Origin of the sequence: Vibrio barjaei (assembly GCF_001639065.2) — a bacterium.
Classification (GTDB): Bacteria; Pseudomonadota; Gammaproteobacteria; order Enterobacterales; family Vibrionaceae; genus Vibrio; species Vibrio barjaei.
The window spans coordinates 22,048-48,392 of the sequence record NZ_LQXO02000006.1 but is presented as its reverse complement, the minus strand read 5'-3'; the positions used below and the strand labels follow the sequence as shown (position 1 = coordinate 48,392).

Sequence of the window (26,345 nt, the reverse complement as noted above, 5' to 3'; positions counted from 1 at the left end):
CTTAAGCCCTCGCAATGTAAGCACGATATTCCAAAACATCGCTGTTATCTTGAGTGGAAAGATCATTCGCTTGCGGGCTCACCTCTTGTTCTGACTGCTCGTTCTGTTCTTGAGATTGAAACTGCTGTGAAGGCGATTGTTCCAAGGAAATATTCACCTCAGACAGCTCACTATTTTGTGCGACGAGCTCCGCCCTCAAACGTTCTGACGTTGCCAAAATTGCCTCTCGCGTGGTCGCGGATGTAGCGCTCATTTGTATCGTGACCCGCTCGCCATCAACTCTTACGTGCATCTCCACTTTGCCAAGTTCAGGTGGATCAAAGCGTATTCGAGCCGCTTGATTCATGGTGTCCAATTGAAGCTGAATTTTATCTCTCAATACTTGGTGAATTTGTCTTTGACTATCTACGTCAAACGCTTTACTTACCTCAATGGTCGGTGCTACCCGACTTGCTGTAGTTTCATTGGCTAGATACAGCGCTTCTACGGATTGATGGGTGATTGATCCAAGAGGTAATTGCGCACTAAGCTTTAAACTTGCTGGTGTCCAAGGGTTCATAGAGCTAGCCTTAGACGCTATGCTGGGCAACGACGACTCCAAGTTGAGCAAAATGGGATTAGTCTGAGGAACGTCCTTTGGTAGCCATATGTCCTTAACATCCAATATCACAGCACTCAGCACCTGTTGAGAAAAGGAGGTATCGTTTGAAGTCACTAGCACTTCATCATTTTTGTACTCGTCAGCTTCAAAAGAAAAACGGTGGGGTTGCGATGACGATGCTAGCACTTGGATAGAAGCTGCGATTGAGCGTGCAACTTCATTTAGTCGAAGCGGTAACTGTTCTGCTGGCAGAGGCAAGCTAGCACTCGGTGTATTTGCAGGCTCTTCAAGCATCAACAGACTTATTGGTTCTAAAGGTGTCGCATTGAGTTGATTCTTGCCGCTCTCATTAACCCCGTGAACACCGATCTCAGAGACTGCGACGCTTAGTTCAATAGGCAAGGACTGCTGCACCTGATTAAGCACTGAGAATAGTGTTTGAAATGATTGAGCGAGTGGCGTCATTCGGGTTTCCCCAAGCTCAGAAGACAATGAACTGAGAGCCGTAGAGGTCGAATTGCTCTTCACCGTAGCATCCACCGCCGACAGCAAGTCGAAAACCAATCCATTGGTCGCCCAACTATTTGATGCCATATTCCCTTGCAGTTCCATTACTGTTCTCCTGCTCTCACCTGTGTCTGAGCATACGCTTTATCTCGCTCGCGCAGACTTGAATTGTCACTAAGCTGCTGTTTAAGGATGACTTGTTCATGCTCTACTAATGCTCTGCATTGGTTGTGAACACTTTTTAACCGCACTACCAGAGGCAGATAGCTCGGATGTGATTGCTCTATGGTTAGCAGCACCTGTTTGAGCAAACGATTTAGCTTTTCTATCTCAGAAAATTGTTTGTTGATGACCGCCTGTTCTAGCTTGAGAACAAGACGTTCTACTTGTTCAGGACTGGGCTTCATCAAGCCACTCCATTGCGCCTTCCCATCCCTCTTTAAGATCAGTCATCACTTCAATAAGCTTGTCGATGAGCTCGGTATTCATTTCCTTAGATGCTTCAAACACAGTCGCAATACCATGCTCATAGAGTGCATGGATGTTCTGAATCAAAGCTTCACCTGTCGACAAATCGAGAGAAGCGTCTAGCCCAACTAAGATATCAATGGATTTTTGAGAAGCTTTGGATTTGAGCTCAAGATCCTTATGTTCTATCGCGTATTTAACGCTTTCTAACTCCTGAATCAGACGCTCATGTAGCATACATATCAACTCAAAGCTCGATGAGACCGATGCGTTAGCAGCGACTTGAACATTGGCATAGTTAGCTTGTTGCTGTTTTCCTAATAGCATGGCGGTTTCTCCCTAAACCGTGAAAAGTCCGGAAACAGAATCCAATTGGCTACTTAGTGAGTTCAATTGGGTAAACTGGGCAAGGTAACGGTTGTAATAGGTTTCATAACGCGTATCCAAAGCGGATAGGGCGTCGTTGATACGACTCTTTTCATCGTTCAAGGTATCAATTCGGCGATTGAGCGAGCCGTTTGAGAAGTCGATATAGCTCTCTAACTGAGTTTCAAACGCCTCAAACACACCGCCCGTACCTGTAAATAGCGTTTCAAAATCGATGTTAGAAGCCTCACTTTCAAACGTATCCGAGTCCAAATTCAATTTGCCGTCGCGATCAATTTCTAACCCCAACTCAAATAGTCGAGTCCCACCATAGTCAGCCCTAATAACATTGGATAATTGATTTTTGATATTGCGTATTGTGCTGTCGGAAGCGAGCACGCCCCGTGCTTCATCTTCGTTTCCTGATTGAGTCAAGTTGGTGATTTCGCTGACGGCGTTATTGTAGGCATCTACAAACTCTTGCAGCGATGCTACGGTGGCTGATATATCATCGCCTATATTGATACTAGTCGCGGTATCACCGCTGGTGTTGGCTTTGAGAACCTTGAGGTCTACACCATCTATTAAGTCTTCGAAAGTATTGCTAGAACTAGTCAGCTGCGTACCAAATTCATTGCCGAGAGCAATAATGGCATCTTGACCAACTTGTAACGGAGCCGCACTTGCCGCTGCTACCGTAGTTTCCCAACCACTTGCCGCATCAGCAGATAAGGTGAAACTGACATCAGCCCCTTCATTGTCGGAACCAAACAATACTTTCATCGCCCCTTGCGACTTCACCAACGTTGCTTGCATTGAACCGTCAAACTGGTCATTGAAGTAAGTGACAAATTCACTGTAGGTGACATCACCACTAATGTCGGTATCAGCATCCATGATGTTGATATTGGTCGTGACCCCACCTTGAGTCACCGAAAAACTTCCAGCCGTAACCATAACATCGTTCGGATCGGTAGAATTAGCATCAAATACGACTTGATGATTAGAAGCCATCTGCTTAACGAAGACATCAAGATTAACGTCTTCAGCACCTGGACTAGTGGTTAACGAAAAGTAGTCTTCACTAGAGATTGATGTTGAAGTTTGAGTGAGACTAGAGCCGGTTTTTGTAAACTGGTAGATTTTATCTTCGAGAGATTGTAATGCGGTTTTGACTTTGTTGATGGCAGAAGTCTTAGACGAAATTGTTGACAATTTTTGGTTATAGCGCAACTCAAAAGGCTGCACATCTAAGCTGGCAAAATTACTGGCGAGCTGCACCGCATCAACGTTCATGATCCTTCCCTCTTTAGTCCAATAAGGAGGTACAGCTCTCCCCTCCTTGGCATGGCTATTACTAAGATTATCCTAATAAGCTCATCGCTAGTTGAGGCACCATTTTCGATGCACTAAGCATTGATGCCCCTGATTGCATTAGCATTTGTTGTTTGCTCATATTGCCCGATTCTGAAGCGAAATCAGTGTCCATAATTCGACCTTTAGAAGCATCCACATTTTCCGTCATATTACCGAGGTTGGTAATGGTATGTTCTAGTCGATTGATTGTGGCACCAAATGTAGAGCGAATTTCACCTAGGTTACCGACAAATCCATTGTCCGTTGCCGTAGCTGGAACGCCAGTCAATGCATCCATAGCAGTAAGTGCGTTAGCTTGTGTTGTCAAATCACCAATACCCAGTGCTCCAGTAGTACCAACAAAAGTCTGAATGTCGGCCAGAGCAGATGAAGCCCCGCCAACCGTTGTATCGAATGTTAATGTTTCTGCTGAAGTGCTACCTATCTGGAAATCGATAGTGGCATCAAAAGCCCCTGTACCACTCATCAAATTGTTACCACCGTAGTTAGTGTTTGCTAAAATATTCGCTAGCTCTTCACCTAACTGTTGATACTCTGAATCCAATGCCGCTAAATCTGCTGTAGTATTCGTACCGTTAGCCGCTTGAGTCGCTAGGTCGTTCATACGATAAGCGATATTTGTCATCTCATCGAAAGCACCTTCTGCCGTTTGCAGCATCGAAATAGCATCTTGTGAGTTACGCATTGCTACATTCATACCACGAGACTGCGCTTCCAAACGGTTAGCAATTTGCAAGCCCGCCGCATCGTCCGCAGCTGAGTTAATTCGAAAGCCGGTAGACAGTTTTTCCATAGATTTAGTTAACGCACTGTTTGTCGACTGCAACGTGTTCTGCGTGACCAAGCTTGCGTAGTTAGTGTGTACTGATATAGCCATCTGATGATCCCCATCTTTGTTTGCTGTTCAGTTACTGCTAACGACAGTGGAAAAATTCCATTTCATATTTTTTCGAAAAAAATCACTAAACGTTAAAATTGCAAGACTCAAAAATGAGAAGTGCGTGAAAAATATCCTAGTATTTTAATCAACAATAACCACAAAAATGGCTGTTATGGGAAACGTATTTAAGGCAGTGGCATCAAGGCTAACGATTCCAATCGTATTACTCATGATCCTAGCGATGGTGATTCTGCCATTACCTCCGATCCTGCTTGATGCGTTTTTTACCTTTAATATCATGCTGGCTATTGTGGTACTGCTGGTCAGTAGTACCGTCACTCGAGTTCTCGACTTTTCTATTTTTCCTTCCCTACTTCTGGTCGCGACATTGCTTCGTTTGACTCTGAATGTGGCATCAACCCGTATCGTTTTGCTTGAGGGCCATAACGGTGGCGATGCTGCGGGTAAAGTCATTCAGTCGTTTGGTGAAGTTGTTATTGGTGGTAGCTACGTTGTTGGTATTGTGGTGTTTGTGATTCTGATGATCATTAACTTTGTGGTGATCACCAAAGGTGGCGAGCGGATCTCAGAAGTATCTGCGCGATTTACTCTTGATGCGCTACCAGGAAAACAGATGGCAATCGATGCCGACCTCAATGCAGGTGCCATAGACCAAAACGAAGCCAAAGCTCGACGCTTAGAAGTCGGTGAAGAGGCGGAATTTTACGGCGCAATGGACGGGGCGAGTAAATTTGTCCGAGGCGATGCTATTGCCGGACTATTGATCCTGTTCATCAACTTGATCGGTGGGGTGCTGATCGGGATTTTTGAGCATGGACTTTCCGCAGAAGACGCATTTCAAACTTACGCTTTACTTACCATCGGTGATGGCCTCGTCGCTCAGATCCCATCACTATTACTCGCAACTTCCGCTGCCATTATCGTGACGCGTATTAGTGACAACGATAATGACATGGCACAAACCGTAAAAAGGCAGTTACTCGCCTCGCCAAACAACCTTTATATGGCGGCGGGCGTAATGTTCGTCATAGGTAGTGTGCCGAATATGCCTCATCTGGCTTTCTATACTTTCACTGTCCTGCTGGCATTTGTCGGTTGGCGCCAGTCTAAGTTTCAGGCTACCCCAGAACAGGTTGAATCTGATGTAGACTCTTTACCTCGTACCAATCATGAAAGCACAATTGATTGGAGCATCATTCCCAATGTCGATGTGATAGCGCTCTCTCTGGGATTTAAATTGGTGCCTCTTGCCAGTAACAAAAAAGGAGGCAATCTGATCAAGAGTATTCGCGGCAGCCGAAAAACACTGAGCGAACAAATTGGCTTTGTGATTCCAGAAGTGATCATCACCGATAATCTCGCGCTCAAACCCTCAGAATACGCAATTAGCATTGATGGTGATGAAATAGAACGTGGTGAAGTCTATGCCGATAAATCCATGGCTGTGGGCAACCGAATTGATCATCCTGAACTAGATGGCATCGTGGGTGTCGACCCTGCTTATCAGCTTCCAGCTCTGTGGATCAATCAAGCAGATAAAACCAAAGCCATTAACCTCGGATTTCAAGTCATTGAGGTGTATGACGTAATTGCAACTCACGTCAGTAAGGTATGCAGTGAACATCTCGATAATATTTTTAATTATGATGATGTTAAGGCCATCAATCATCGACTCGCTATTCACCACCCTGAACTGGCGGAAAACCTCGCCAACGTTATTTCGCCTAACTTGCAAATGCAAGTGATTCGCCAGTTGCTTGCTCAGCAAGTGCCAATCATTAATGTACGAACCATGGCGAACACCATTATCGAAAGTATCGATACCGTTAAAGACCCAATTCTGCTGTCATCAAATATTCGTGTGGCGTTAAAGCGTACCATAGTGAATTTGGTATCACCCAACAACAAAACCATTAACGCCTTTACTATCGGTTCTGCGTTGGAAAATGAGCTTAAGGGCGCGATTTCTCTTAGCCAACAAAGCGACCCAAACATTCCGTTAGATGCCATCCCTGTCGAGCCTTCTGTCTTGCAGAGGTTTCAAAATCGTATGCCAACCATAGTACAAACCATGCAAAGCCAAAACCTGCCACCCGTTATCGTTGTTCCACCAACCACACGGCCTATGGTGGCTAAATTAGCCAAGGCTTTTGCAAAGGAGCTTATCGTGCTTAGCTACAACGAAATTCCGAATGAGTATGGGTTAAACGTACTTGGCGATGTCGAGTAGTGTCGAAAAAGGCCGAGCTACGCTAATAACTCGGCATCAATCAACTCTTTTTGGGGGCAGAGATGATTATTGGGGAACAACAACTTGTCCTGAGACAATCGGAAAAGCATCCGTCTTTGGCTTGCTATCCATTCGGATAGTCGTTGGTGTACCTGCGACTTCATAAGTGACATCGTAGCCGACCACTTTGGTAGACGTGGTGTATTTTGTTGTACAGCGTCTTTCTGTTGTACTTATGGTGTCATTCTTCTGAGCATTTTCTTGGATTTTTCTTCCTGTCATAGCACCCGCTACAGTGCCGACTGCCGTTGCGACGGTTTTGCCCGAACCTCCACCAACTTGATTACCTAATGCAGCACCTGCGGCCGCTCCACCTAGCGTCCCTAAGAGTTTATTCTCGTCTTTAACTTCAGCCTGTCTCGTCACCACTACATCATTACACTCTTGATGCGGCGTTTTTATTGCCTTGGTCACCGCTTCTACGAAAGTTATTTTGGCTTCCGTTGGAGCTTCTTGCTCTTTTTGACAACCAGACATTGCCAATATCGCGATTACGGCCAGCGCCACTGCTTTCTTGTTCATGTAATTCTCCTAATTATTGTTACTTTGGCTGCATGATAAGGAGAAAAGAACCGTGTATTTCAGCGGTGAATGAATTCTATGTCATTGTCTGGTAAAGAGTCAGAGCACTATTAGCGCAGCGTCAAACTGTGATGGTAAACCTGTATTTTTAATGTTCCTAAGGTATGATGCTCGCGTCCTAATCGTTGTTTGATGACCATGTTTTCTCGTTGTTTTACCGTTACACTAGCTCTGTTCCTATCAGTCGTTATGCTGATGGTGAGTTTTGTCGCGATCAGTAACGAGTCAAACGAAGCCTTTTCCCATACTCTCTCAACACTCGATAGCCACACCAACTCAGTTGTCTCTAACAAAGCACTATCAAACAAAGTAGAAATGGCTAATCCACATCAATGCTGTGCCTCATTTTGTTTGCTTAAAGTTCCTTGTGGACAATCATTGGTAGTACTTAACTCGGGCGCCACGTCGCTCGCCTTAATGTCAATTGATGACATAGGCAAAGTAATTGGCAGAATTCAAACCCTTTTTCGCCCTCCTATCGCATAACTCCGTTTTCCCAGCATTTAACGCGAGATTTCGCACCCTATTTATTTTTTGGAGTTATCCCAATGAAGGCATTGTTTACCCTTTTTTCTGCGCTACTACTCAGCGTATCGGCTTCTGCGGCTAAATTTGAGCAAGGTACCCACTACAAAGTACTGGATGTTGAAAAGTCAGCCACACCCAAAGTAACCGAATTCTTTTCATTTTATTGTCCACACTGCTACAAATTCGAATCCGTAGTAGAAAACCTCAAGCCTGCGCTAGCTGATGGCGTTAAATTTGAGAAAGTGCACGTTGCGTTTATGGGCAATGATATGGCAATACCAATGGCAAAATCGTACGCCACCATGGTTGCCTTAAAAGTAGAAGATAAGATGGTTCCTGCGATGTTTAATCAGATCCACGAAATAGGCAAAAGACCGGATAACGAGCAAGAACTCAAACAAATCTTTGTCAGTAATGGTATTGATGGCAAAGCCTTTGACTCGGCGTACAACAGCTTTGTCGTTAACTCAATGCAGAAGAAATTTGATAAGCAGTTTAATGCGAGTACATTAACTGGCGTACCTGGCGTATTGGTTAACAACAAATACATCGTTCAGCCGACAGGTATTAAAAGTTATAAGGAGTACAACGAGTTAGTGAACTACCTGCTCACGCTGTAATGGCTTTAGTTCTGCTCAGAAAAGCATAACAAAAACCTAGAGCGTCACCTTCGCTCTAGGTTTTTTCGTTAATACACTCTCACTTGATTTTTCTTGATCACAACGCCTCGCAACAGTTTCCCTGACTGCTGATTTTGAACCGATACCGTGTCGCCGACTAAACCACTTTCAAGAGCCGTTCCCAACGTCTCTAGCCGTATCGTCTCAGACTGGTAAAGCACATCAACGGCCTGACCTTTCTCCACATCATAATCAAGATACAAACGAGATGTGGTCAACAATTCCCCCTTATTCACTGAGCGCTTCAGTTTACTTCCCACGACTTCACTGGGTTTAAAAAATACCTTTTTATCGGTGTAAAGTGTAATCGGCTTTATTGCGATGTCGGAGGGAGATAAGCGCTGGCCTTTTCGCAACGCTTTATCGGCTGTCACTGCCCAGATAGTAAGACTGGCTGACGAAGTTGCAGATAAACTCCACCTCTGAGCTTCACATCGTAATGTCCACTTCTGCTTTCCCAGTTTAATCTCACTACGATGATGAATTGCGACTGGTTTTGAGCATGGCTGGATCTGATGAATAGCTTTTGAAAAACGAATGCTGACATCAAGTTGATACTGTTGTGGGTAGCGGTAGCGAACGGTCTGTTCTATCAGCGAATGAATACGAGTGGAAAGGTGTTGCTCTAACTCAGAACTCGAAGCAACAGCGGCTTGCATATTGATGATGCAGCCGTATGCGATAAGCAATATGAGCAATAATCCAGTCTTAGACATTAATCCTTAACTTATGTTTTCCAAGCGCTTCCTCCATCGCTTGGTGCTGCATCAGCATAATATTACCTTGGCGCTCAAGTTTGGTCTTACATTGTCCAATCGATTGTTCGATCTGCTTATCCAAAGCTTGAACTCGTTGTAGCAGCCCACCTTGTAGTTTTGCCTGTATCACTTTGGTGTATTGCCTGTCCTGACAACCCAACCGCTTTGCCATTGCGTAGCGCTTTAGATCGGCTTCAGCCAATCGATGAGTCAGTGAAGTGATGGCTTGGTTAAGCGACTCTAATTTTTGATATTCCCGATCGAGTATCGCCGCGCGAATATCGTCTAGTCCAGAAGATAGCTGGCGAGAGAACTCCAAAATATGCTGACCATAGGTAATGTAGCCTATCAACGTGCTTTTATTTCCCATGGTCTAGTCTCGCTATAACTTTCGCTAGCTCATCCATATCAAACACCAATTCCCCCGAGGCTATTTGCGCTTTGATTTGTTCAACCCTGGCACTATCAATATCTTCAACTCCGTCAAAAAAGCTCTTCGCATTTTCCAACAAGTCCACTTCATGTTGTGACAGGTTGATTTGCTTCACCTTGACCTTTTGGTCTGGCTCAACCTTTTTGTTTTGAACCACATCAACTTGGGTATGCGGAACTATATGCTTCACATTGTCGATCTTGATTTGACTCATATCCCGTTACTCACTCTGCTCACTTCTAATTAACTATAACGGCAATATTTCACGTCTGTTTCACCTTTTTCTCAGTAGCTTGATAACGTTGTCGCGGCTAGGGCCGCTAAAACCACGATGAATGGACTTCAACGATAATTCTGGGTTGTTCGCTAAATGCTGTTTAAAGCTGCCAAACTGCTCCAATTCAGGGTGGGTACAAAATGCAATGAGTTGATTTGCTCGTACTTTTTTGTTTTTTAGTACTTTCGATAGCGCTAAATACAGCTTATTGACGCGCTCAAGCAGTGCTTCGATGTGCTGTATCGCACCTGATTCATTCACCAGTAAACGACCAATAGTATCTAGCACTGGATAGCAGGCTTGAGCTTGAACGGCTATCGGAGCACCTTCAGCATAACGACCACCCTGTCCGGAAACGAAAACTTGGCCGTCCCACGCACGCCAATGCTCATCTCGCATTCCAATCACAAATTCTTGTTGTTGGTTAAGTCGTAACTGCAAATGGGCATACGCAAACATCATCTTAAATTGCTCTAGCAAGACTTCACGGTCTTCTGTACGTTCAAAGGCTAACGCCACCAGCCGATTGTTGATGTAAAGCGACACCACCTCATCTCGTAAACGCTCTCGTTGGAAATCGAGCCCTGGTATCGTAAATTCAATGAGAGGGTTATCGGTTTGAATGGGAGCAAAGCTAGAATCCACGACATAGTGACCAAACAAACGCTTTTGACTCCAAAACAGTAACTTCTTCTTAATGGTATCGATTTGGTTGGCTTGATCTGGACTGTAATGTACCAACTCAGCAATCTGTCTAAGTTTGATAAGTTCACTTGCGACAGTTCTTAGAACTTCTCCGGCCATCATTAAGCGGCTATACATCTTGTGCGAGTCGGACACTTCTGCGATAAGCTTGGGGCGTTCTTGCAAGTTCATCTGCATCATTTTCTGGTGCAACAATACTGATGAGGGTTGGCGCGTCGAAAGCTTCTCCGGACGTTTTATCTTGCCCGCACTCGCTGGATTGACCTGATTTTTCCTCTGTGTAATCCCGGTTAACTTCATCCTACCTCTCCCACTAGGTCAAACGTGGCTCGTTGGCAAAGTTGAGCTTAATTATCTCTTCAGACTGCATCTGCTTAACAATGTCGATCACTTCTTTTCGAGCCTGTTCTACCTGACTTACGGGCACAGCACCGATACGTACCAAATTTTCTTTTAGCTCAGTAGAAACCCGCTGTGGCATAGAGTTGATGATGTACAGGCGGCAATCTTTGTTTGTCCCTTTAAGGGCGTATGCCCATAACTCAAGACTGACTCTTTCATTAATGAGGTTGATAGTTTCAAGGTCTTGATTAAACAGAGTGAAGAAGTCAAACATCGCTTCTTCTACCAACTCAGCAGCTTCTTCATCATGGTCGTGAAGGAATTGGAATAAGTTGCTCTTATCGCCGGAATAGCGATTAATAAGATTTGCCACCACCTTTGAGCCTTGTAAGCTTGCTGATCCGCCACTGTGATAATTGATTTTGCAGCGATCGATAAGATCCTTTAGCGTCTCCATTAACCCAGAGGTCAAAACCTGTGTTTTGGATATTTGCAGAATCAACTCGTGGCACTCTTGTTCATCGTATTCGTCCATGACTCTAGCGCTGTACTCGAGTGGCAAATGAGCAATCAGTAGCGCCTGCAAATTAATGTGTTCTTTTTTGAGGTCGTTAACCAACAAATCGGGCGGAATCCAAGCCAGTTTTTCTGCGTGCGAACGAATCTCATCACCGTAGATTTCGGATACCAAATCCCGTGCTAAGTTACCGTTGAGCGTCTTCTCCAAGACATTGGTTATATATTGTCGTGTTCCACCTAGAATGCCCGAGTGCTTTCTAAAATCATCAAAAAAACCGGACAACGAAACCAGCGCATCTTTAGCCTTAATGTCTTTCATTTTACTCATCGCATGAGTAATCTGTTTGATCTCTTCATGAGTAAATCCTTTGAGAACCTCAGACGCAATATCTTCGCCCATGCTCAATACCAACATGGCGACACCATCCACAGACTGATAAGTTTGCTTGTCATCCATACACGTCCCCTCTGATAATCCTTTTATCTATGCCTGAATCCAGGTTCGTAAAATCTCAGCTACTCGATTTGGGTCTTCTTTAGCGATGAGTTTCAGGTGCTTTATCTGCACCTCTAATGGGCTATCGGCCGATGGTAAATTGTCATCCAACGCTTTGATACCCGTAGCATCAATGCCTAATGATTCCAGTTTCGACTGTAAGGCCGCTTCTGCTGCTCGCTCTTCTTTAGTAATCACATCATCGTATTCCATGCTCTCGGCTTCTTGTTCCTCCTGCTCAGCGGACTTCGTTAAATATTGAGCCAGCGGGCGCAAGACCACCATGATCATTAAACCACTCAACATCACACCCAATAGATACTTGAGTGGCTGCATAATATTGGTGTTTTCAAACCATGCTACGGGGGCTTGATCTGGAATACTGGCAACCACAAACGGAAAATGCGTGATGTGTATGGTGTCACCGCGCGTTTCACTGAACCCTATCGCAGAGCGAACCACATTTTCGACATTGGTAAGCTCTTCCGGAGTCCAGGTTTGATTGACGTTGACCAAGTCATTGACGACGATAGAAACAGACAGGTTTTGTAACACGCCCTGTTGATGTTGGATATGACGTACTTTGCCACTCACCGCATAATCTCGTGACGTTTCGCTGCGATTCACCTTAGCGTTTGGCTCCGGCTGAGGCTCGCCATCGGTCACTGGGGGCGTGTTGCTCAACGCGCCCGGAATACCCAATGCCATTGAGGACTCATTAATGTCGTTAAGTAGAGTTTCCTTTCGCACCACCGGATCGGCATAAATCTCTTCTGTCTCTTCAATGCGTGAGAAATCAATATCACTAGCGATTTGAACTCGGAAATTACTGGCACCTAGAATTGGGGTCAGCATGTCGGTGGCTTGCGCAACCAAAGTTCTCTCTAGGTTACGTTTATAGTCAGATTGCTTACCTGTGGTGACAGTGATATCTCCAACGGTGGCATCGTTAGATAATAGGCGGCCGTGCTGGTCAACGACTCTCACATGCTCCGACTTAAGACCAATGACGGCCCCAGATACCAAATTGATCACCGATTCAACTTGAGTCGGTTTGAGATCCATTCCATTAATGATGTGGACGATAACAGACGCTCTTGGTTGCTCCCCGTCTTCACGCATAAACAAGCTTTCTTTCGGAATAGCGAGATGCACACGGGCTAAGCTGACCGCACTCATAGTGGTTATACTGCGCGCTAACTCCCCTTCTAACGCATGACGGTAACGGGCATTTTCCATAAACTGGCTTTCACCAAGGCTTTTTGAGCTATCGAGCGAATCAAAGCCACTTGGCAGTTGTTCTTTTAACCCTTTTGACGCCAGAATCATGCGAATTTTGGCCACATCACCTTCCGGAACCAATATCTGACCATCATCTTGGCTGAGCTGGTAGCGTATCGATTCTTCGTCGAGGAGCTGCAAAACTTGGCTAGAATCAAAGTTGGCTGACTTGCTATACAGCGGTCGAAACCGCTCTGCTGATGTCCACAGCATAATGACAATGATCGCCGCCGTAATCGTGGCGAATATGGTGATAATAATGACGTTGCGTTGCGAGCTTTGCCAAAATGTATTGAGCCAGCCAGAAGCTTTGTTGAGCTTCTCTTTCGCCGCTCCCATATTGTTGGCTAACGCTGGTTTTGTTTCTAATTCTGCAGCCATCGCCGTTCCCTAGCCTAAATAGGCATCTTTATGATGTCTTGAAAGTTCGACACCATTTTGTTTCGCACTTGCATCAATGCGTTAAAGGACAGTTGTGCTTTTTGCGACGCCACAGTTGCGCCTAAAAGGTCATCACTTTTTCCCAATTCTACGGCGGTTATCTTGTCAGACGCGTGAGCTTGGTATTTGTCCACCGTATCAAGCACCCCTTTTAACGCATGGCTGAACTGCAATGCACTCTGTGAAGCTGGGTTGACCTGGGTATTGTCATGAATAACGCCCTTCACCGCTGTCGAGACCATCGTTTGATTGGAAAAAGGATTGGTCGCGATTTGTTGCTGATTGTGCATTTTGCCAATGAGCTCTTGTTGTATTTGCATTGCGCTGATTTTATCCATTACTCGCTCTCCATCGCAGCATCACTTACGTACCAATCGAATTTCTACGCGACGATTTTTGTCACGGCCTTCTTCAGTAGTGTTGTCATATTTAGGGTAGCGGTCACCATGTCCGCGTATCTCTATCATCTTTTTCGACACCCCATTTTCAACGAACCACTGCGCAACATCTGACCCACGCTGTTTTGAAATTTGCAGATTCGCCACCGAATCCCCTGAATTATCGGTATAACCATCTATCAAAATCTTAACGATTTTTGGGTCGCGCTTTACCAGAGAACTGATGTCATCAATGGTACGTTTTTGCAGTTCTGTTAAGGCCACAGCGCCGCTCTGAAAATGCAATTCAACGCGACGTGCATGTTGAAAGTTCACGGGAGGCAAACCAAAACGGCAGTGGTTAAATTCATCTAATGCGGGTCTGAAATTAGTGGTCGGGAAATAGATATCAAAATCCATAGCGTTAATGTTAAACCAAGCACCACTTGCCATGTCTTCTAGTAGCAGCGTCGCACCATCTACCGTGACTAAAGCGGAACCTTGTTGTTGGATCTTTTCAATGGTGGTTGTGGTATAGGATTTAGAAATACCCCAGACCGGCTCTGTGGTGTTAAACGAAGTAGAAGAAGGGAGCGAGCGTACACCACGTTTCTCTACTTTGATTTGTAAAGGGTTGGCAGCCAGTAGAACAAACTGCACTGAAAAACCAGTATGAGGGTCGAAAGACTGCAAGACACACTGGTCAACAGATTGATTAAATTGCCATTGCACACTATCAAACGGGACAATATAGCGCTGAGCAAGAGCCTTAGTAGGTATCATCACGTTAGCTATTATCAGGCTAACTATCATCAAACGAATTAAGCACAAGGCCCCGGACATAGACAGTAGTCGAGCCCCGAACCAATTCGGTAGCCTTGTATGACGAGGTTTAGCCAAATCGCTTCTCATATCAAGTCAAACAAAGAAATACCGGCGACGCGCGCGAAGGTTTTTTGCGTGGCTTCTAGGGCAATCATACCTTGGTTAAGTTCAACTGAAGCTTCTGCATAGTCTAACTCTTCCAGTTCTGAGCGTACCGTTTCGGCAAAAAACACCATATCAATGCTGGTTTCTTTGAGTCTATCTAACGCGTTGTATTGGCTACCAATATCTGTCAAAGACACTAACAAACTCTGGTGCAAATCCTGGTTGGTATCGAGCGCACTATCTAACGCTGCCGTAAACCCAGCAGTCGAAGCTTCCAACTCTGCTATTGCATTGTCCAAGTCAGTAAAGATAGCGTTGGTGCCGATAATATCTGTTATGGTTAAATTGCTTGGGACATATTGATCATCGCCAACTTTGGTTTCACGATAATCTGAATTGCTGTTTAAGGTATAAGGCGGTGTTGTCGATATGGCTTGGTTTGTTATATCTGTGCCTGAAAACAAATAGCTTCCATCATTCGCTTGATTTAACGTCGTGAGCATCTCTGTTTTCAGCGACTTAAGCTCTAGTACTATCCCAGCACGACTTTGTGCATCCAAAGTACCATTCTTGCCTTGTAGTAGTAGCTCATTGACCTGTTGGGACAGCTCTTCTAACGTATTCACATTGGTTTCATAGCGAGTAAGCTGAGACTGCACATTCTCAATATTGCGCTGATACTGCTGATTATCAGAGACCGTCTTTTTTAGTCCTTCAAGGCGCACCGCCGCAATCGGGTCATCGGAGAGATGGTTGAGCTTCAACCCAGTCGACATCTGCTCAAACACTTTATTGAGACGAATGTTGTTATCCATTAGCGAACGCTGCATAACAGCATTAAATTGTGAGTCCGTTACTCGCATCACTGCTCTCCTAAAACGCTTTTAACAAGGTCTGAAACATTTGATTGGCCGTACTTATCACTTTCATATTTGCCTCATAGGCATTGAGATAAAGCAACATGTTCGCGGCTTCTTCATCCGAGTTCACTGCGCTGACACTATCTCTGGCGACCTGCGCATCTTCCACGCTAATTTGTGCTGCTGTCGCTTCACTTTCAGCTTGTCGAGTAAAAATACCGATGTCTCCCAACAACCCCGCATAAGCGCTATAAGGTGTCTCACCAACAACAGATCCATTGGTTAATGGTGTCTGAGATAACATGGAAAGATCTTTGAGAACATCACCGTTTCCGGAGAGCACCGCACTGGAAGAGAACGCAAGCTCTTGTGCACTAATTGCAGGGTCGATAGCAAGCGAGTGCGCCTCACTTCCCGCCGTGTAAGTAAATAAGCTTTGCCCAGCGCCTCCGTTAAGGTCAAAGCCCATATTTAAGGCATTATTCACCCCATCGGCGAGCCCTTTTGCTAGATCGGCCAATGTCGATTTAATCGGCTCGTATTGGCTCAGTTTTAAGGCTTCTAGCGCACCAAGTTCTCCACCTAGCGAGTCATCGACCGCAGTCGTCATTGATTGGAAAGTAATTGAAAGGTCGGTGCTATAAGGGTCACCACTCGAAAAGTCGCGAGTTAGTGAAGCCGAAAAACCGCCAATAACCAGCGGCTGTCCATTAGGCGTGGATAACTCAACACCTCCTGCGGTGTATATCACTTGCACATCCAGCGACTTTGAGAGTTCGTTAAGCTGTTTGTCCATCTCATCTTGTAGTCCTGCCACACCCTTACCGAGCAGCGCCTCTTCTTGAAGTTTTTGATTCAGAGCCGCGATACTTTCAAGCTGGCTGTTTACATGAGAAACGATGGCTCCGTATCGTTCGCTTTGAGCCGCCTCTTGTTGACTAAGTTGAGCTGAAACTGAGTTGAATTGCTGTGCCAACGCATCGGCGTTAGTGAGCACTTGTTGTCTAAATGCAATACTCTCTGGGGTCACACTGGCTTCATCAATCGCGGCAAAAAGGCCATTCAAACCCTGCGTTAAACTCAAACCGTCAGCACCCAACAGATTTTCAATATTGGATAAACCGTCAAAATAGCTTTGTGAATATTGCGCCGATTCGGTAGCTTCGCGTAAACGATTAATGGAAGACTGCTCGGCAATCCGAATAATATCGCCCACTTCAACACCCGCCCCCAAATTGATCCCGTTGACGAAATTTCCAGATGATGTTGCTTCTAAGCTGACTATCTGGCGACTATAACCCGGTGTATTCACGTTGGCGGTATTTTGCGCCGTCGTGTTTAACGCCACACGATTAGCGAGTACACCACTGAGTCCAATATTGACCATTCCCATTATTTACTCTCCTTATTTAGAGGACGGTTGGGAACTTGCGATGACAATTGCTTGAATATCATCTCGGCGAGCCCGAATGAGGATTGGCGACTAATACGCTGCGCCAATTGGGCATCGAGCATTCCTTGAAACATGCCATCCGACTTCATGGACAGCGGGTTGTTGTCATCACTCATTGCCTCACTAGCAGAGCGCATACGAGTGAGCATTTGTTGCAGAAATAACGCCTCAAATTGCTGCGAAGCAGCCAGCAATCCTGCTCCAGAATTGTCGTGTTTCATTTGAGCTAAGGCATGATTGTCTAAATAGAAATTCGCGACATGTTGGCTCGCCTGCGTATGAGCAGGAACCGACCGTTGTTCGGAGAAAGTTGCCAGCCCAGCTCGTTGCGAACTTTCAACCATCAAGGTTTCAAAACTCGCTGTTTGCGCTTGTGCAGGGCTCGGCGAATGTAATGACGACGCCACTACGGATATGCCAGCTTTGGTGAATGCAACGTTCTCTATCCCAGGCTTAATTTCACACTGCTGCTTTACTGTGAAAGGAACTTGGCTCGGTAATTGGGTTATTAAAACCAGTGCGTTTGAATCAAGCATTAGATCACCACCAAATCGCCGTTGATAGCACCTACTTCATCCAGCGCTTGTAAGATTTGCATCAACGCTTCTGGAGTAGCGCCAATATTATTAATCGCATCGACGATTTCTTGCAGATTGGTACCACGAGGCCACACCATTGTCGTGCCGTCATCTTCATCGACGCTGATTTGAGTATTTTGGACAATGGCCGTTTCACCCGCAGTATTGAACGCGCCTCCCGGCTGTGACACCGACTCGGATTCTAAAATTGTCACGGTAATTCCACCTTGACTTACCGCCGCCTCGGAAACCGTCACATTCTGGCTGATCACTACAGTACCTGTTCGCGAGTTGAACACCACCTTAGGCAAACGACGGCCCTCTTCGACTTGCAACTCTTGAATCATCGCAACAAACATCACTCTGTCTTCGCTATCAATAGGTGCGGACACTTCAACTTGGCCTTTATTGAGCGCCTTCGCAACTTGCCCGCCAAATGTCTGATTGATGGCTTTGGAAATGTTCAGTGCCGTTTCGTAGTTGGGCTGCTTGAGCTGCAAACGAATCGTTGGATCCCGGTCAATACCGGTTGAGATTTCTCGTTCTAAGGTCGCGCCATTGGGTATGCGGCCAACGGTCGGAGTATTTCGAGTCACGCTGGTGCCGTTTTCACCCGTAGCGTTAAACCCGCCAACTACCAAGCTACCTTGAGCCACCGCATAAACTTCACCATCAATACCTCGAAGTGGAGTAAGTAACAAAGTCCCACCGCGCAGGCTTTTGGCATCCCCTAACGAAGACACCGTTACGGTCAGGGTTTGACCCGCTCCTTGATGTGGCTCAACCGCGGCAGTCACACTCACCGCAGCAACGTTTTTCAGTTTAGGGTTGGTGCTGTCGTCAAGTTGCACACCAAACTGTTTGATCATATTCACCACAGACTGCTGGGTGAATTTCACTTGCGATTTATCACCGGAGCCATCTAGCCCAACCACCAAGCCGTATCCAATCAGTTGGTTTTGTCTGTCGCCGTAGACCTCCGCTACTTCAGCAATCGCTCTTGCGGCCAAAGTTGATGATGCCCAGCTAAGTACCCACAAAGGTAACAACAAATGGATGAGGTAACGCCATTTCAACTTCATCATTAAAATGGCATCCAAGGTGAATTAAAGAACTGAGTCAACCAGCCAGCGGTATTGGTATCGGCAAAAGTTCCTCTGCCTGCGTATGTAATACGCGCGTCCGCAATGCGTTGAGAAGAAAGTGTATTGTCGGCTTGAATGTCATCCACTCGCACATTCCCCGTGAGTCGAATGTATTCATCGCCTTGATTAAGTTTCAGCCATTTCTCCCCTCGAACTCTAAGCACACCGTTGGGCAGAACATCGTAAACCGTTACCGTGATAGAGCCTGACAAGCTATTACCCTGCGTGGATGCCGCTGCGCCATCGAAATCACGTGTTGCATCAAGAGCCGCACTGCCTTCGGTGTAAGTAGTCGTACCTAGTGTCGGTGCAGCAATCGTCGCGCTGGAGTCTTTGCCATATTGGGTCGAAGCGCTTTTATCAGATTCTGTTTTCTCATCGAGCATGACAGTGAGAATATCTCCCACTCGATAAGCTCGGCGGTCTTGAAACAAGGTCATGGCCGTCGTTCCTGTATACAAACTGCCCTTACTGACTCGTGTAACCTGATAGTCTAACTCCGGCGGAGCATACGCTTCATCATTGGGAGACGGTGGGATAAATTCATCCTGCCGACCCGCGCAACCAATCATATTCACGACCAGAAGTGCGACAACTGCGATGTAATAAAGCACACCAATCGCGTGAGACTTTGCAAGCCGCGCTTTATTCGCTTTTTGCTTTTCCATATCAGTCTCCCTCATGCCTGCTTCCCACTGTCGCTATGACTGCTGAGCAATGTATTGCAACATTTCATCAGCTGCACTGACCATCTTGGCGCTCATTTCATAGGCTCGCTGAGTAGCAATCATGTCGACCATTTCCTCCACCACCTGCACATTAGAGCCCTCAAGCGCGCCTTGCTTTAATTGTCCTGACCCCTCGGTTCCTGCCACTAGTTCTACCGCTTCCCCAGAGCCTTCCGTTTCAGCAAATAAGTTACCACCTTGCGCAGCGAGTCCCGCTGGGTTCATGAATTTCACTATGGTAATTTGGCCTAACGCCTCTGGGTTTACTTGCCCCGGAATCGTGGCGGTTGCTACGCCATCAGCAGTAATACTCACTAACGTGGCTTCTGGCGGAATGACAATTTCAGGGATGAGTGGATAGCCTTGTGTATTGACCAACTGCCCATCTGAATTGGTTTGAAATTGCCCATTTCGCGTGTAAAGAAGCTCGCCGTCCGAATTCTCTATTTGGAAAAAACCGTCGCCGAGTACGGCTAAATCAAATTGCTGGTTGGTGTTTTGAACATTGCCTTGAGTAAAGACTTTCTCTGTCCCCACCACACGAACACCATTACCTAACTGAATCCCTGTGGGATGTTCATTCAACTCGGTGGTTTCTGTACCCGCCTGCTTATCGACGCTGTAAAATAGGTCTTCGAATACCACACGATCTCGCTTAAAACCGACGGTATTGATATTGGCTAAGTTATTAGAAATGGCGGTCATTTTCGCATCTTGTGCGGCCATCCCTGTTTTGGATATCCATAAAGCACTGTGCATAATTTTCTTCCTTAGGCTTTAAGCAGCTTATTCCCTATCTGAGCAATTTCATCGGCTGACGCCATGACTTCAATTTGCATTTCATATTGTCGAGTGAGTGACATGATGCTAACTAACTCTTCGAGGCTTGATACGTTACTCGCCTCTAGATACCCAGAACGAACTTGAACCGTAAAGTCTTCAGCTAACACGCCTCCTCCTTTAGGAACAAAATGGCCGCTGGCGTGCATGGTCATCTCATCGTATTCAGGCTTGACTAACTTGAGCGCCCCTACCTCGACCGAGGCTTCTCCACCAATCGGAGTCACTGAAATCAGGCCGTTTGCACTAACGGTAATAAACTCAAAATCGGGCAGAACCATAGGGCCTTCGACTGACATAACACGGCGCTCACCAAGATAAAGCTGACCGTTGCCATCCAATCGAAAATTTCCCGCTCGGGTATACAGTTCGTTCGGTTCGCCATCCAAACCTTCTAAGGTAATAAACCCATCGCCATTAATAGAGACATCCAAAGGGCGCTCGGTGCGAATATCTTCACCTTGCGCAAAGTTATTAATCGACGAGTTGGTTCTAGAAGTCACGGAAGTTAAAAATCCTGAACCTTCCAAACGCATTGGTGACGAATGTTCCATCAGGGCCTTAAACCCGACCGTGTCGGCATGAGAGAGGTTGTTGGCGCGAACGTGCTGAGCGAGCATGGTTCGCTCAGCACCTTTCGCTGCACTAAACAGTATTGGATTCATAGTCCTACACCACGTTGAATAGCGCTTGTGTTAACTGATCTGAGGTTGAGATCGATTTAGTGTTGGCTTGATAGTTACGCTGTGCGGTCATTAAAGCCACCAACTCAGAAGTCAGATCCACATTTGAGCCTTCCAAAGCCCCTGACGTTAAATCACCGAACACGCCACTACCTGCTGTACCTAAAACTGGAGTTCCGGAACTAAAGCTTTGTAGCCATGCGGTATCGCTGGTTTTGATCAGGTTTTGAGGAGCCGCAAAGTCAGCGAGTACTACTTGTCCTTGTAGTTGAGATTGCCCATTGGTGTAGGTAGCAAAAATACGTCCATCATTCTCCATTCGAACACTGGCATAATCACCGGAGGTATAGCCGTTGGGACTATTTTTGGACACCACAAAGTCACTACCAAACTGAGTAACCGACGATAAATCTATATTGACTGTCACGCCGTTTGCGCCATTAGCAGGGTCAAAACTCACACTATAGTTCCCCCCTGATGCAATGGTTCCATCTGCGTTAAAGGTAAAGTTAGCACTATCGGTCGTAGTTGGAGAGCCAGCAGGAACCAGAGCATCGGTCCCATCTATTGCTTGGCCATCCACTAAAACGTGGACATCCCAGTCATTGGAAGCACCTTTCACAAAGTACTGACTTACTGTGTGTGGATTGCCCAACGAATCATAAACTGGGGTAGTGTAAGAATGGTTGTAGGTGGAAGAGTCGCTGTAATCAAATGCCGACGCGGGTACTTGCTCTCGCGCATCTAAATTCGCTACAAACTCGATACTGTCGGTCTCTCTTGCTTGCAGTGAAGCTGTGCTGATTTGTACTGTGCCGACTGAACCCAAAAGCAGATTATTATTGCCATCCACCGAGTAACCTTGCAGCGCTGCACCACTATTGGCGGTGATAACACCGTCGGCATTCATATTGAAAATACCCGAGCGGGTATAAAGAGTTTGCCCTTTGCTGTCTTCTAAAACAAAGAACCCATTGCCACTCAAGGCCATGTCCAGTGAACGCCCAGTGCCTGTTACCGTGCCACTTTTCTCAAAGTTTTGCGACACACCGACTACTTCAACGCCACCAGCTTCACTCCCACTGTAAACCGACGCAAATTCGGTTCTCGACTCCTTAAAGCCTGTTGTTGAAACATTAGCAATATTATTGGAAATAGTGTTGAGCTCTGAGTTAGAGGCATTTAGCCCACTCAGTGCAATACTAAAGCTCATAATGTCATCCTCTTCATTCAAAAGAGGCTATCTCCGCTAACTCTCTGGTTAGCGGAGAACGACAGCCGTCATCTTACTTACAAAAACTTAAAAAAGGTCAAAGACCAAAAATACTTGCGAAAATACAACTTAATTAGAGAAGGCCGCCACGTCGTAAAACGCCACCAAACCCACTCCTTGCACTTGCAGATGACTTGTTCCACCTACAAGCGGTGTTGTCACCTGCTCAACCTTGCCATGCTGATAAATCGCTGGCTGGTAATTTTGTCCACTGTCCAATATCACTTTCATTTGGTACGAGCCATTCAGCCCCATCGCTTTGGCATCAAAAGCAAAATCAACACGCCCTGCACTATTGGGGCCTAACGCAACAGTTCTCACTTGCCCAAGGTGATTCACTAACTCGACAGTCACAGTATTGGAGGCTGCCTGCAGTTGAATATAACCTGTATGTGTACCCTCCCCCGATGCTGCTAGTTGGTCACTTTTCACGGTGACTGTTTTGTCCACCAAGGCTGCGGTACTCAAAACTTGCAAGTTATCGAGCATCGTAGTGTTATTTTGCATCAGCTGAACTAGGTTCTCTGTGCTCTCTACTTGAGAAAACTGCGCCAACTGCGCAACGTATTCAGTCCCATCGGTCGGGTTCAACGGATCTTGGTTTTCAATCTGCGCCACCATCAAGGTGATAAATTCATTCTTTAGCGCCCCAGCACTATTTGGGTTTTCTTGAGGTGGCAATGTTGACGCAGACTCAATATTATTGACCTGCGCCGCTCCGGATATAGTCGTCATAGGTACGTTCCTTAGAAATCACTGATTCGCAATAGCAGGGCACTGCTAGCTGCGCCACAGTCCCATTAGTGATTGCTGCATAGACTTGACGTTACCAAGCACTTCGACACTGGCTTCAAAGCTACGAGTCGCCGAGATCATATCTGCCATCTCGTTGACGACATTGATTCCTGAGTAGTACACATAACCTTCGTCATTTGATAGAGGATTGTTTGGTTCATAGCGTCCCTCCATCATCGAGGACACTTCAACAACGTCGGCAATGCGAATTGGTACCACACCCTGATGTTGGGTTTCTTGTGCATTGAAATGGTTGTAAACCGCTGAAAATATCGGTTTGAGTGGTTTATAAACTTTTGAAGGGTCACCAGAAACAGAATCGGCGTTCGCCAAGTTACTGGAGATAGTGTTAAGCCTGACGGTCTGAGCGCTCATTGCCGAGCCCGCCGTCTCATAGATACCTAAGAATGACATGGTGTCCCTACCTAATCAATTCACTTACTGGCCCTTGATGGCCGTTTTGATACCGTTAATTTTCGACTGCAGAAATGCCAAGCTTTGGTGATAGTCCATCACATTTTTGGCGAATCTTGCCTGTTCATTTTCGAGCTCAACGGTATTGCCATCTCGCGTTCTTTGCACTGGAATCCGGTATTGTGCCGAGGTATCGATATACCAGTCTTTGCTGTTACCAATACCACTCAATACTGCATCAAACTTTAGATCCATTGCCTTGTAATTTGGGGTGTCCACATTGGCAATATTCGAGCTTAATACCGCTGCTCTGTCCAAACGAAACTGCACTATCTTGGGGTGAACTCCAAGTGCATCGTCTAAGTGAATCATGCCCTAGCCTCATCCATCATCGACCCGAATTACAAGCAAAATAGGTCGTTATAGTTTTGTGTATTTCTCACTCAACCCAAGTTGAAATGAGAATGCTATAACCTATAGTTAGGAATAATTAGCGTGTCAAATTTGAGAACGCTCACAAATAGTAATTATTAGGACTTGACATGAAAGAATGTTCGTTAACAGAGTTCGGCAACCCGAGTATTAAGATGCGTAAGTTCTTGCTCAAACACGCCGGGCATTTCTCTAATGAAGTTGTTGATATTTTTAAATTTAACTTCTCTTGTCGACACGTTAAGGCCAGTTTTTCAGAGGCACACAAACCGCCTAAAAACAGCATCAAAACAGTGCTAAACATCGAAGACTTCGGTCAGGTTTTTTTCTTTATCGAGCCACATGCTGCCGATATTCTGCTATACAAACACTTGAACACTCCTTCACCTACCCGAAAATCGAAGAGAAACAGTGGTGACACAGCACTCACTCAAACTCACTTGAGACTGTTTCAAAAGCTCACTATGGCGATCACTAACACCCTTACCGCTGATGCCAGCCATTACGCTGTTGATCATACAGATCATCAGCCTTCAGACATTGGTACTACCATCACTTTCAGCTTCGATGAGCAACAAATCGACATCACTTTTATGTTGGATGATAGATACGTTAAGAAGCTGCGTGACGTGATGGAAAGTAACGAAACTTTCGATAGAGAGGAAATCTTAAACAATTTGCGATATCAGCCGGTTGAATTGGGGTGTGTAATGCTCCACGGACAGTGCACGCTGCACGAGCTGTCCAAACTGCAACCCGGTGATTTTATGCCCATGACCTTATGTAAAAACTTAACGGTCAAAGTGAATGGGCACCCAACTTTTTTTGGCAAACTTCAATCTATTAACTCTGAGTTAGGAGTAGAAATCGATGGCTAGCGATAAACAAACTCCGCCCATTGACAATTCAATGAGCGACCTCAACTTACACGAAGAATTGCCAGATCTGGATGATTTGGATTTGGACGACCTTACAGACGATATTGAATTCGAAGCTGAGCAAAGTGATGTCAGCAATGTCTCTCTACTGAAAAGCATTCCTGTCGACATCACGGTAGAAGTTGCTCGTAAAACGTTAATCCTAGATGAGCTGCTCAATTTGAAAGCCGGCAGCGTAGTCATGCTAGAGAAACACGAAGGTGACCCGGTCGATATCAAAATCAATGGTACTGCGTTTGGTACTGGCGAAATCGTCTCAAAGAATGGTCAATATGGCGTTAGGTTGCTGAGCATTATAAAAAAACCTAGCAAGTAGCTGTTTGGGCGAGCTCAAGGACGACAATGCCAATACGAATATTACTGATGGTGCTTACTTTTTGGTTCTCTCCTACGCAAGCAGAGGGGCTGACTATATTGAGTGAAACCAACACATCAGAAGGGACTGAATACAGCGTTAAGCTGCAAATTCTGATTTTGATGACGATGCTGAGTTTTGTGCCAGCGTTTGTCATCATGTGCACCAGTTTCACGAGGATCGTTATCGTGTTAGCGATCTTACGCCAAGCCTTAGGATTACAGCAAACGCCTCCTAATCAGGTCTTGATTGGTATCGCCCTAATCTTTACTTTGCTGATTATGCGCCCTGTCTGGACCAAGATATACGACACGGCTTATGTTCCTTATTCCACCGACGACATTACCCTAATTGAGGCCTTGGCCTCGGCAGAAAAACCGCTACGCCGTTATATGCTGGACCAAACCCAACGTAAAGCGCTCGAGCAAGTGACGAAAATAGCCGGAGAGAAAACCCTCGCCTCTGATGAAGACATCCCCTTCTTAATATTACTGCCCGCTTATTTATTGAGTGAGTTAAAGGTGGCGTTTCAAATTGGTTTCATGCTGTTTCTGCCGTTCTTAGTGATCGATCTCGTTGTCGCGTCTGTACTGATGTCCATGGGTATGATGATGCTTTCGCCACTCATTGTTTCCTTGCCCTTTAAGCTCTTAGTCTTTGTCATCGTTGACGGGTGGGGCTTGCTGATGGGTAGCCTTGCCAATAGTTTTTGGATTAGCGGATGAGCCCAGAAGAAGCCGTCACGCTCGTCAGCCAAGCCATATGGGTCATCATCCTGATGGTCTCTGTGCTGATTGTACCCAGCCTTATCGTCGGCTTAGTGGTTGCCATCTTCCAAGCTGTTACCCAAGTCAATGAACAGACGCTGAGTTTTCTTCCAAGGCTTCTGGTGACCTTACTTTCCATCATTTTGGCGGGGCATTGGCTGCTACAGGAAATCAGCGACCTGTTTCTGTTTATCTTTGATGCGATTCCAACCAAAGTTGGGTAAT

Annotated in this window: 32 protein-coding genes; 7 read left to right on the top strand and 25 right to left on the bottom strand. The window is 45.8% G+C overall.

The features are described 5' to 3' along the window. Window position 1 precedes the first annotated feature (1 nt). The 5 genes from AWH66_RS02930 to lafA form a co-directional block, all read right to left on the bottom strand. The gene (locus AWH66_RS02930) at window positions 2–1,213 is read right to left on the bottom strand and encodes a flagellar hook-length control protein FliK (RefSeq protein ID WP_063604496.1); all 1,212 of its coding nucleotides are present in this window, start codon (window positions 1,211–1,213) and stop codon (window positions 2–4) included. Next, window positions 1,213–1,515: a hypothetical protein gene (locus tag AWH66_RS02925; protein ID WP_063604497.1), complete on the bottom strand. Its 303-nt coding sequence runs from the start codon at window positions 1,513–1,515 to the stop codon at window positions 1,213–1,215. The genes AWH66_RS02930 and AWH66_RS02925 overlap by 1 nt, the downstream gene beginning before the upstream one ends. Next, window positions 1,499–1,903, bottom strand: coding sequence for a flagellar export chaperone FliS (gene fliS / locus AWH66_RS02920; protein WP_006074328.1), 405 nt, complete (start codon window positions 1,901–1,903; stop codon window positions 1,499–1,501). Before fliS ends, AWH66_RS02925 begins: the two co-directional genes overlap by 17 nt. Before the next feature lie 12 nt (window positions 1,904–1,915). Continuing rightward, window positions 1,916–3,238, bottom strand: a complete 1,323-nt coding sequence (gene fliD, locus AWH66_RS02915) for a flagellar filament capping protein FliD (protein ID WP_063604498.1) — start codon at window positions 3,236–3,238, stop codon at window positions 1,916–1,918. A 67-nt stretch (window positions 3,239–3,305) separates the two neighbouring features. Further along, window positions 3,306–4,196 (bottom strand): lateral flagellin LafA, encoded by an 891-nt coding sequence (gene lafA, locus AWH66_RS02910; RefSeq protein WP_063604499.1) that lies wholly within the window; start codon window positions 4,194–4,196, stop codon window positions 3,306–3,308. A 166-nt stretch (window positions 4,197–4,362) separates the two neighbouring features. Between lafA and AWH66_RS02905 the strand changes: the two genes are divergently transcribed. After that, complete coding sequence (locus AWH66_RS02905; protein WP_063604500.1) at window positions 4,363–6,450, top strand: flagellar biosynthesis protein FlhA; 2,088 nt, start codon at window positions 4,363–4,365, stop codon at window positions 6,448–6,450. 66 nt (window positions 6,451–6,516) lie between these two features. On the opposite strand, the gene AWH66_RS02900 is transcribed toward AWH66_RS02905, so the two are convergent. Beyond that, window positions 6,517–7,032 carry a glycine zipper 2TM domain-containing protein gene (locus tag AWH66_RS02900; RefSeq protein WP_063604501.1) on the bottom strand — a complete coding sequence of 172 codons (516 nt, stop codon included), beginning with the start codon at window positions 7,030–7,032 and terminating at the stop codon, window positions 6,517–6,519. 192 nt (window positions 7,033–7,224) lie between these two features. On the opposite strand from AWH66_RS02900, the gene AWH66_RS02895 reads away from it, so the two are divergent. Together AWH66_RS02895 and AWH66_RS02890 are read left to right on the top strand one after the other, a co-directional pair. Next, the gene (locus tag AWH66_RS02895; protein ID WP_063604502.1) at window positions 7,225–7,578 is read left to right on the top strand and encodes a hypothetical protein; all 354 of its coding nucleotides are present in this window, start codon (window positions 7,225–7,227) and stop codon (window positions 7,576–7,578) included. Between the two features lie 62 nt (window positions 7,579–7,640). Continuing rightward, window positions 7,641–8,240 carry a thiol:disulfide interchange protein DsbA/DsbL gene (locus AWH66_RS02890; RefSeq protein ID WP_063604503.1) on the top strand — a complete coding sequence of 200 codons (600 nt, stop codon included), beginning with the start codon at window positions 7,641–7,643 and terminating at the stop codon, window positions 8,238–8,240. A gap of 68 nt (window positions 8,241–8,308) precedes the next feature. Here the strand turns inward: AWH66_RS02890 and flgA are convergent, their stop codons facing one another. The 19 genes from flgA to AWH66_RS02795 form a co-directional block, all read right to left on the bottom strand. After that, a complete protein-coding gene (gene flgA / locus AWH66_RS02885) occupies window positions 8,309–9,016 on the bottom strand; it encodes a flagellar basal body P-ring formation chaperone FlgA (RefSeq protein WP_063604504.1) in 708 nt (235 codons plus the stop codon). Next, window positions 9,009–9,428 carry a hypothetical protein gene (locus tag AWH66_RS02880; RefSeq protein WP_063604505.1) on the bottom strand — a complete coding sequence of 140 codons (420 nt, stop codon included), beginning with the start codon at window positions 9,426–9,428 and terminating at the stop codon, window positions 9,009–9,011. The genes flgA and AWH66_RS02880 overlap by 8 nt, the downstream gene beginning before the upstream one ends. Beyond that, complete coding sequence (locus AWH66_RS02875; RefSeq protein WP_083399937.1) at window positions 9,418–9,705, bottom strand: flagellar biosynthesis anti-sigma factor FlgM; 288 nt, start codon at window positions 9,703–9,705, stop codon at window positions 9,418–9,420. The genes AWH66_RS02880 and AWH66_RS02875 overlap by 11 nt, the downstream gene beginning before the upstream one ends. A 60-nt stretch (window positions 9,706–9,765) precedes the next feature. Beyond that, window positions 9,766–10,773, bottom strand: a complete 1,008-nt coding sequence (locus AWH66_RS02870; protein WP_063604506.1) for a hypothetical protein — start codon at window positions 10,771–10,773, stop codon at window positions 9,766–9,768. Window positions 10,774–10,786: 13 nt separating this feature from the next. Continuing rightward, window positions 10,787–11,791 carry a FliG C-terminal domain-containing protein gene (locus AWH66_RS02865; RefSeq protein WP_063604507.1) on the bottom strand — a complete coding sequence of 335 codons (1,005 nt, stop codon included), beginning with the start codon at window positions 11,789–11,791 and terminating at the stop codon, window positions 10,787–10,789. A gap of 27 nt (window positions 11,792–11,818) precedes the next feature. After that, on the bottom strand, window positions 11,819–13,492 hold the full coding sequence (gene fliF, locus AWH66_RS02860) for a flagellar basal-body MS-ring/collar protein FliF (RefSeq protein WP_063604508.1): 1,674 nt from the start codon (window positions 13,490–13,492) through the stop codon (window positions 11,819–11,821). A gap of 14 nt (window positions 13,493–13,506) precedes the next feature. Then, window positions 13,507–13,890 (bottom strand): flagellar hook-basal body complex protein FliE, encoded by a 384-nt coding sequence (gene fliE / locus AWH66_RS02855; protein ID WP_063604509.1) that lies wholly within the window; start codon window positions 13,888–13,890, stop codon window positions 13,507–13,509. A 21-nt stretch (window positions 13,891–13,911) separates the two neighbouring features. Continuing rightward, the gene (locus tag AWH66_RS02850; protein ID WP_240495593.1) at window positions 13,912–14,712 is read right to left on the bottom strand and encodes an OmpA family protein; all 801 of its coding nucleotides are present in this window, start codon (window positions 14,710–14,712) and stop codon (window positions 13,912–13,914) included. A gap of 125 nt (window positions 14,713–14,837) precedes the next feature. Continuing rightward, complete coding sequence (gene flgL / locus AWH66_RS02845; RefSeq protein WP_063604510.1) at window positions 14,838–15,722, bottom strand: flagellar hook-associated protein FlgL; 885 nt, start codon at window positions 15,720–15,722, stop codon at window positions 14,838–14,840. Window positions 15,723–15,732: 10 nt separating this feature from the next. Continuing rightward, window positions 15,733–17,112: a flagellar hook-associated protein FlgK gene (gene flgK / locus AWH66_RS02840; RefSeq protein WP_063604511.1), complete on the bottom strand. Its 1,380-nt coding sequence runs from the start codon at window positions 17,110–17,112 to the stop codon at window positions 15,733–15,735. Then, on the bottom strand, window positions 17,112–17,708 hold the full coding sequence (locus tag AWH66_RS02835) for a rod-binding protein (protein ID WP_063604512.1): 597 nt from the start codon (window positions 17,706–17,708) through the stop codon (window positions 17,112–17,114). The genes flgK and AWH66_RS02835 overlap by 1 nt, the downstream gene beginning before the upstream one ends. Continuing rightward, window positions 17,708–18,832 (bottom strand): flagellar basal body P-ring protein FlgI, encoded by a 1,125-nt coding sequence (locus AWH66_RS02830; protein ID WP_083399949.1) that lies wholly within the window; start codon window positions 18,830–18,832, stop codon window positions 17,708–17,710. The genes AWH66_RS02835 and AWH66_RS02830 overlap by 1 nt, the downstream gene beginning before the upstream one ends. Before the next feature lie 2 nt (window positions 18,833–18,834). After that, window positions 18,835–19,467, bottom strand: coding sequence for a flagellar basal body L-ring protein FlgH (gene flgH / locus AWH66_RS02825; RefSeq protein ID WP_063604539.1), 633 nt, complete (start codon window positions 19,465–19,467; stop codon window positions 18,835–18,837). A 129-nt stretch (window positions 19,468–19,596) separates the two neighbouring features. Next, window positions 19,597–20,382: a flagellar basal-body rod protein FlgG gene (gene flgG, locus AWH66_RS02820; protein WP_063604514.1), complete on the bottom strand. Its 786-nt coding sequence runs from the start codon at window positions 20,380–20,382 to the stop codon at window positions 19,597–19,599. 11 nt (window positions 20,383–20,393) lie between these two features. Next, on the bottom strand, window positions 20,394–21,128 hold the full coding sequence (locus tag AWH66_RS02815; RefSeq protein WP_038229749.1) for a flagellar basal body rod protein FlgF: 735 nt from the start codon (window positions 21,126–21,128) through the stop codon (window positions 20,394–20,396). Window positions 21,129–21,132: 4 nt separating this feature from the next. Beyond that, on the bottom strand, window positions 21,133–22,359 hold the full coding sequence (gene flgE / locus AWH66_RS02810) for a flagellar hook protein FlgE (RefSeq protein ID WP_063604515.1): 1,227 nt from the start codon (window positions 22,357–22,359) through the stop codon (window positions 21,133–21,135). 129 nt (window positions 22,360–22,488) lie between these two features. Next, window positions 22,489–23,154, bottom strand: a complete 666-nt coding sequence (locus tag AWH66_RS02805) for a flagellar hook capping FlgD N-terminal domain-containing protein (protein WP_063604516.1) — start codon at window positions 23,152–23,154, stop codon at window positions 22,489–22,491. A gap of 45 nt (window positions 23,155–23,199) precedes the next feature. Continuing rightward, window positions 23,200–23,628 (bottom strand): flagellar basal body rod protein FlgC, encoded by a 429-nt coding sequence (gene flgC, locus AWH66_RS02800; RefSeq protein ID WP_006074304.1) that lies wholly within the window; start codon window positions 23,626–23,628, stop codon window positions 23,200–23,202. Window positions 23,629–23,652: 24 nt separating this feature from the next. Then, window positions 23,653–24,000 (bottom strand): flagellar basal body protein, encoded by a 348-nt coding sequence (locus AWH66_RS02795; protein WP_006074303.1) that lies wholly within the window; start codon window positions 23,998–24,000, stop codon window positions 23,653–23,655. 170 nt (window positions 24,001–24,170) lie between these two features. Here AWH66_RS02795 and AWH66_RS02790 point away from each other — a divergent pair, with 170 nt between their 5' ends. The 4 genes from AWH66_RS02790 to fliQ are packed head-to-tail and all read left to right on the top strand — an operon-like array spanning window position 24,171 to window position 26,344. Next, window positions 24,171–24,938: a flagellar motor switch protein FliM gene (locus tag AWH66_RS02790; protein WP_063604517.1), complete on the top strand. Its 768-nt coding sequence runs from the start codon at window positions 24,171–24,173 to the stop codon at window positions 24,936–24,938. Further along, on the top strand, window positions 24,931–25,314 hold the full coding sequence (locus tag AWH66_RS02785) for a FliM/FliN family flagellar motor switch protein (protein WP_063604518.1): 384 nt from the start codon (window positions 24,931–24,933) through the stop codon (window positions 25,312–25,314). The genes AWH66_RS02790 and AWH66_RS02785 overlap by 8 nt, the downstream gene beginning before the upstream one ends. A gap of 26 nt (window positions 25,315–25,340) precedes the next feature. Beyond that, on the top strand, window positions 25,341–26,078 hold the full coding sequence (gene fliP, locus AWH66_RS02780; RefSeq protein WP_063604519.1) for a flagellar type III secretion system pore protein FliP: 738 nt from the start codon (window positions 25,341–25,343) through the stop codon (window positions 26,076–26,078). Next, window positions 26,075–26,344: a flagellar biosynthesis protein FliQ gene (fliQ, locus tag AWH66_RS02775; RefSeq protein ID WP_006074299.1), complete on the top strand. Its 270-nt coding sequence runs from the start codon at window positions 26,075–26,077 to the stop codon at window positions 26,342–26,344. Before fliP ends, fliQ begins: the two co-directional genes overlap by 4 nt. Window position 26,345: the final 1 nt, after the last annotated feature.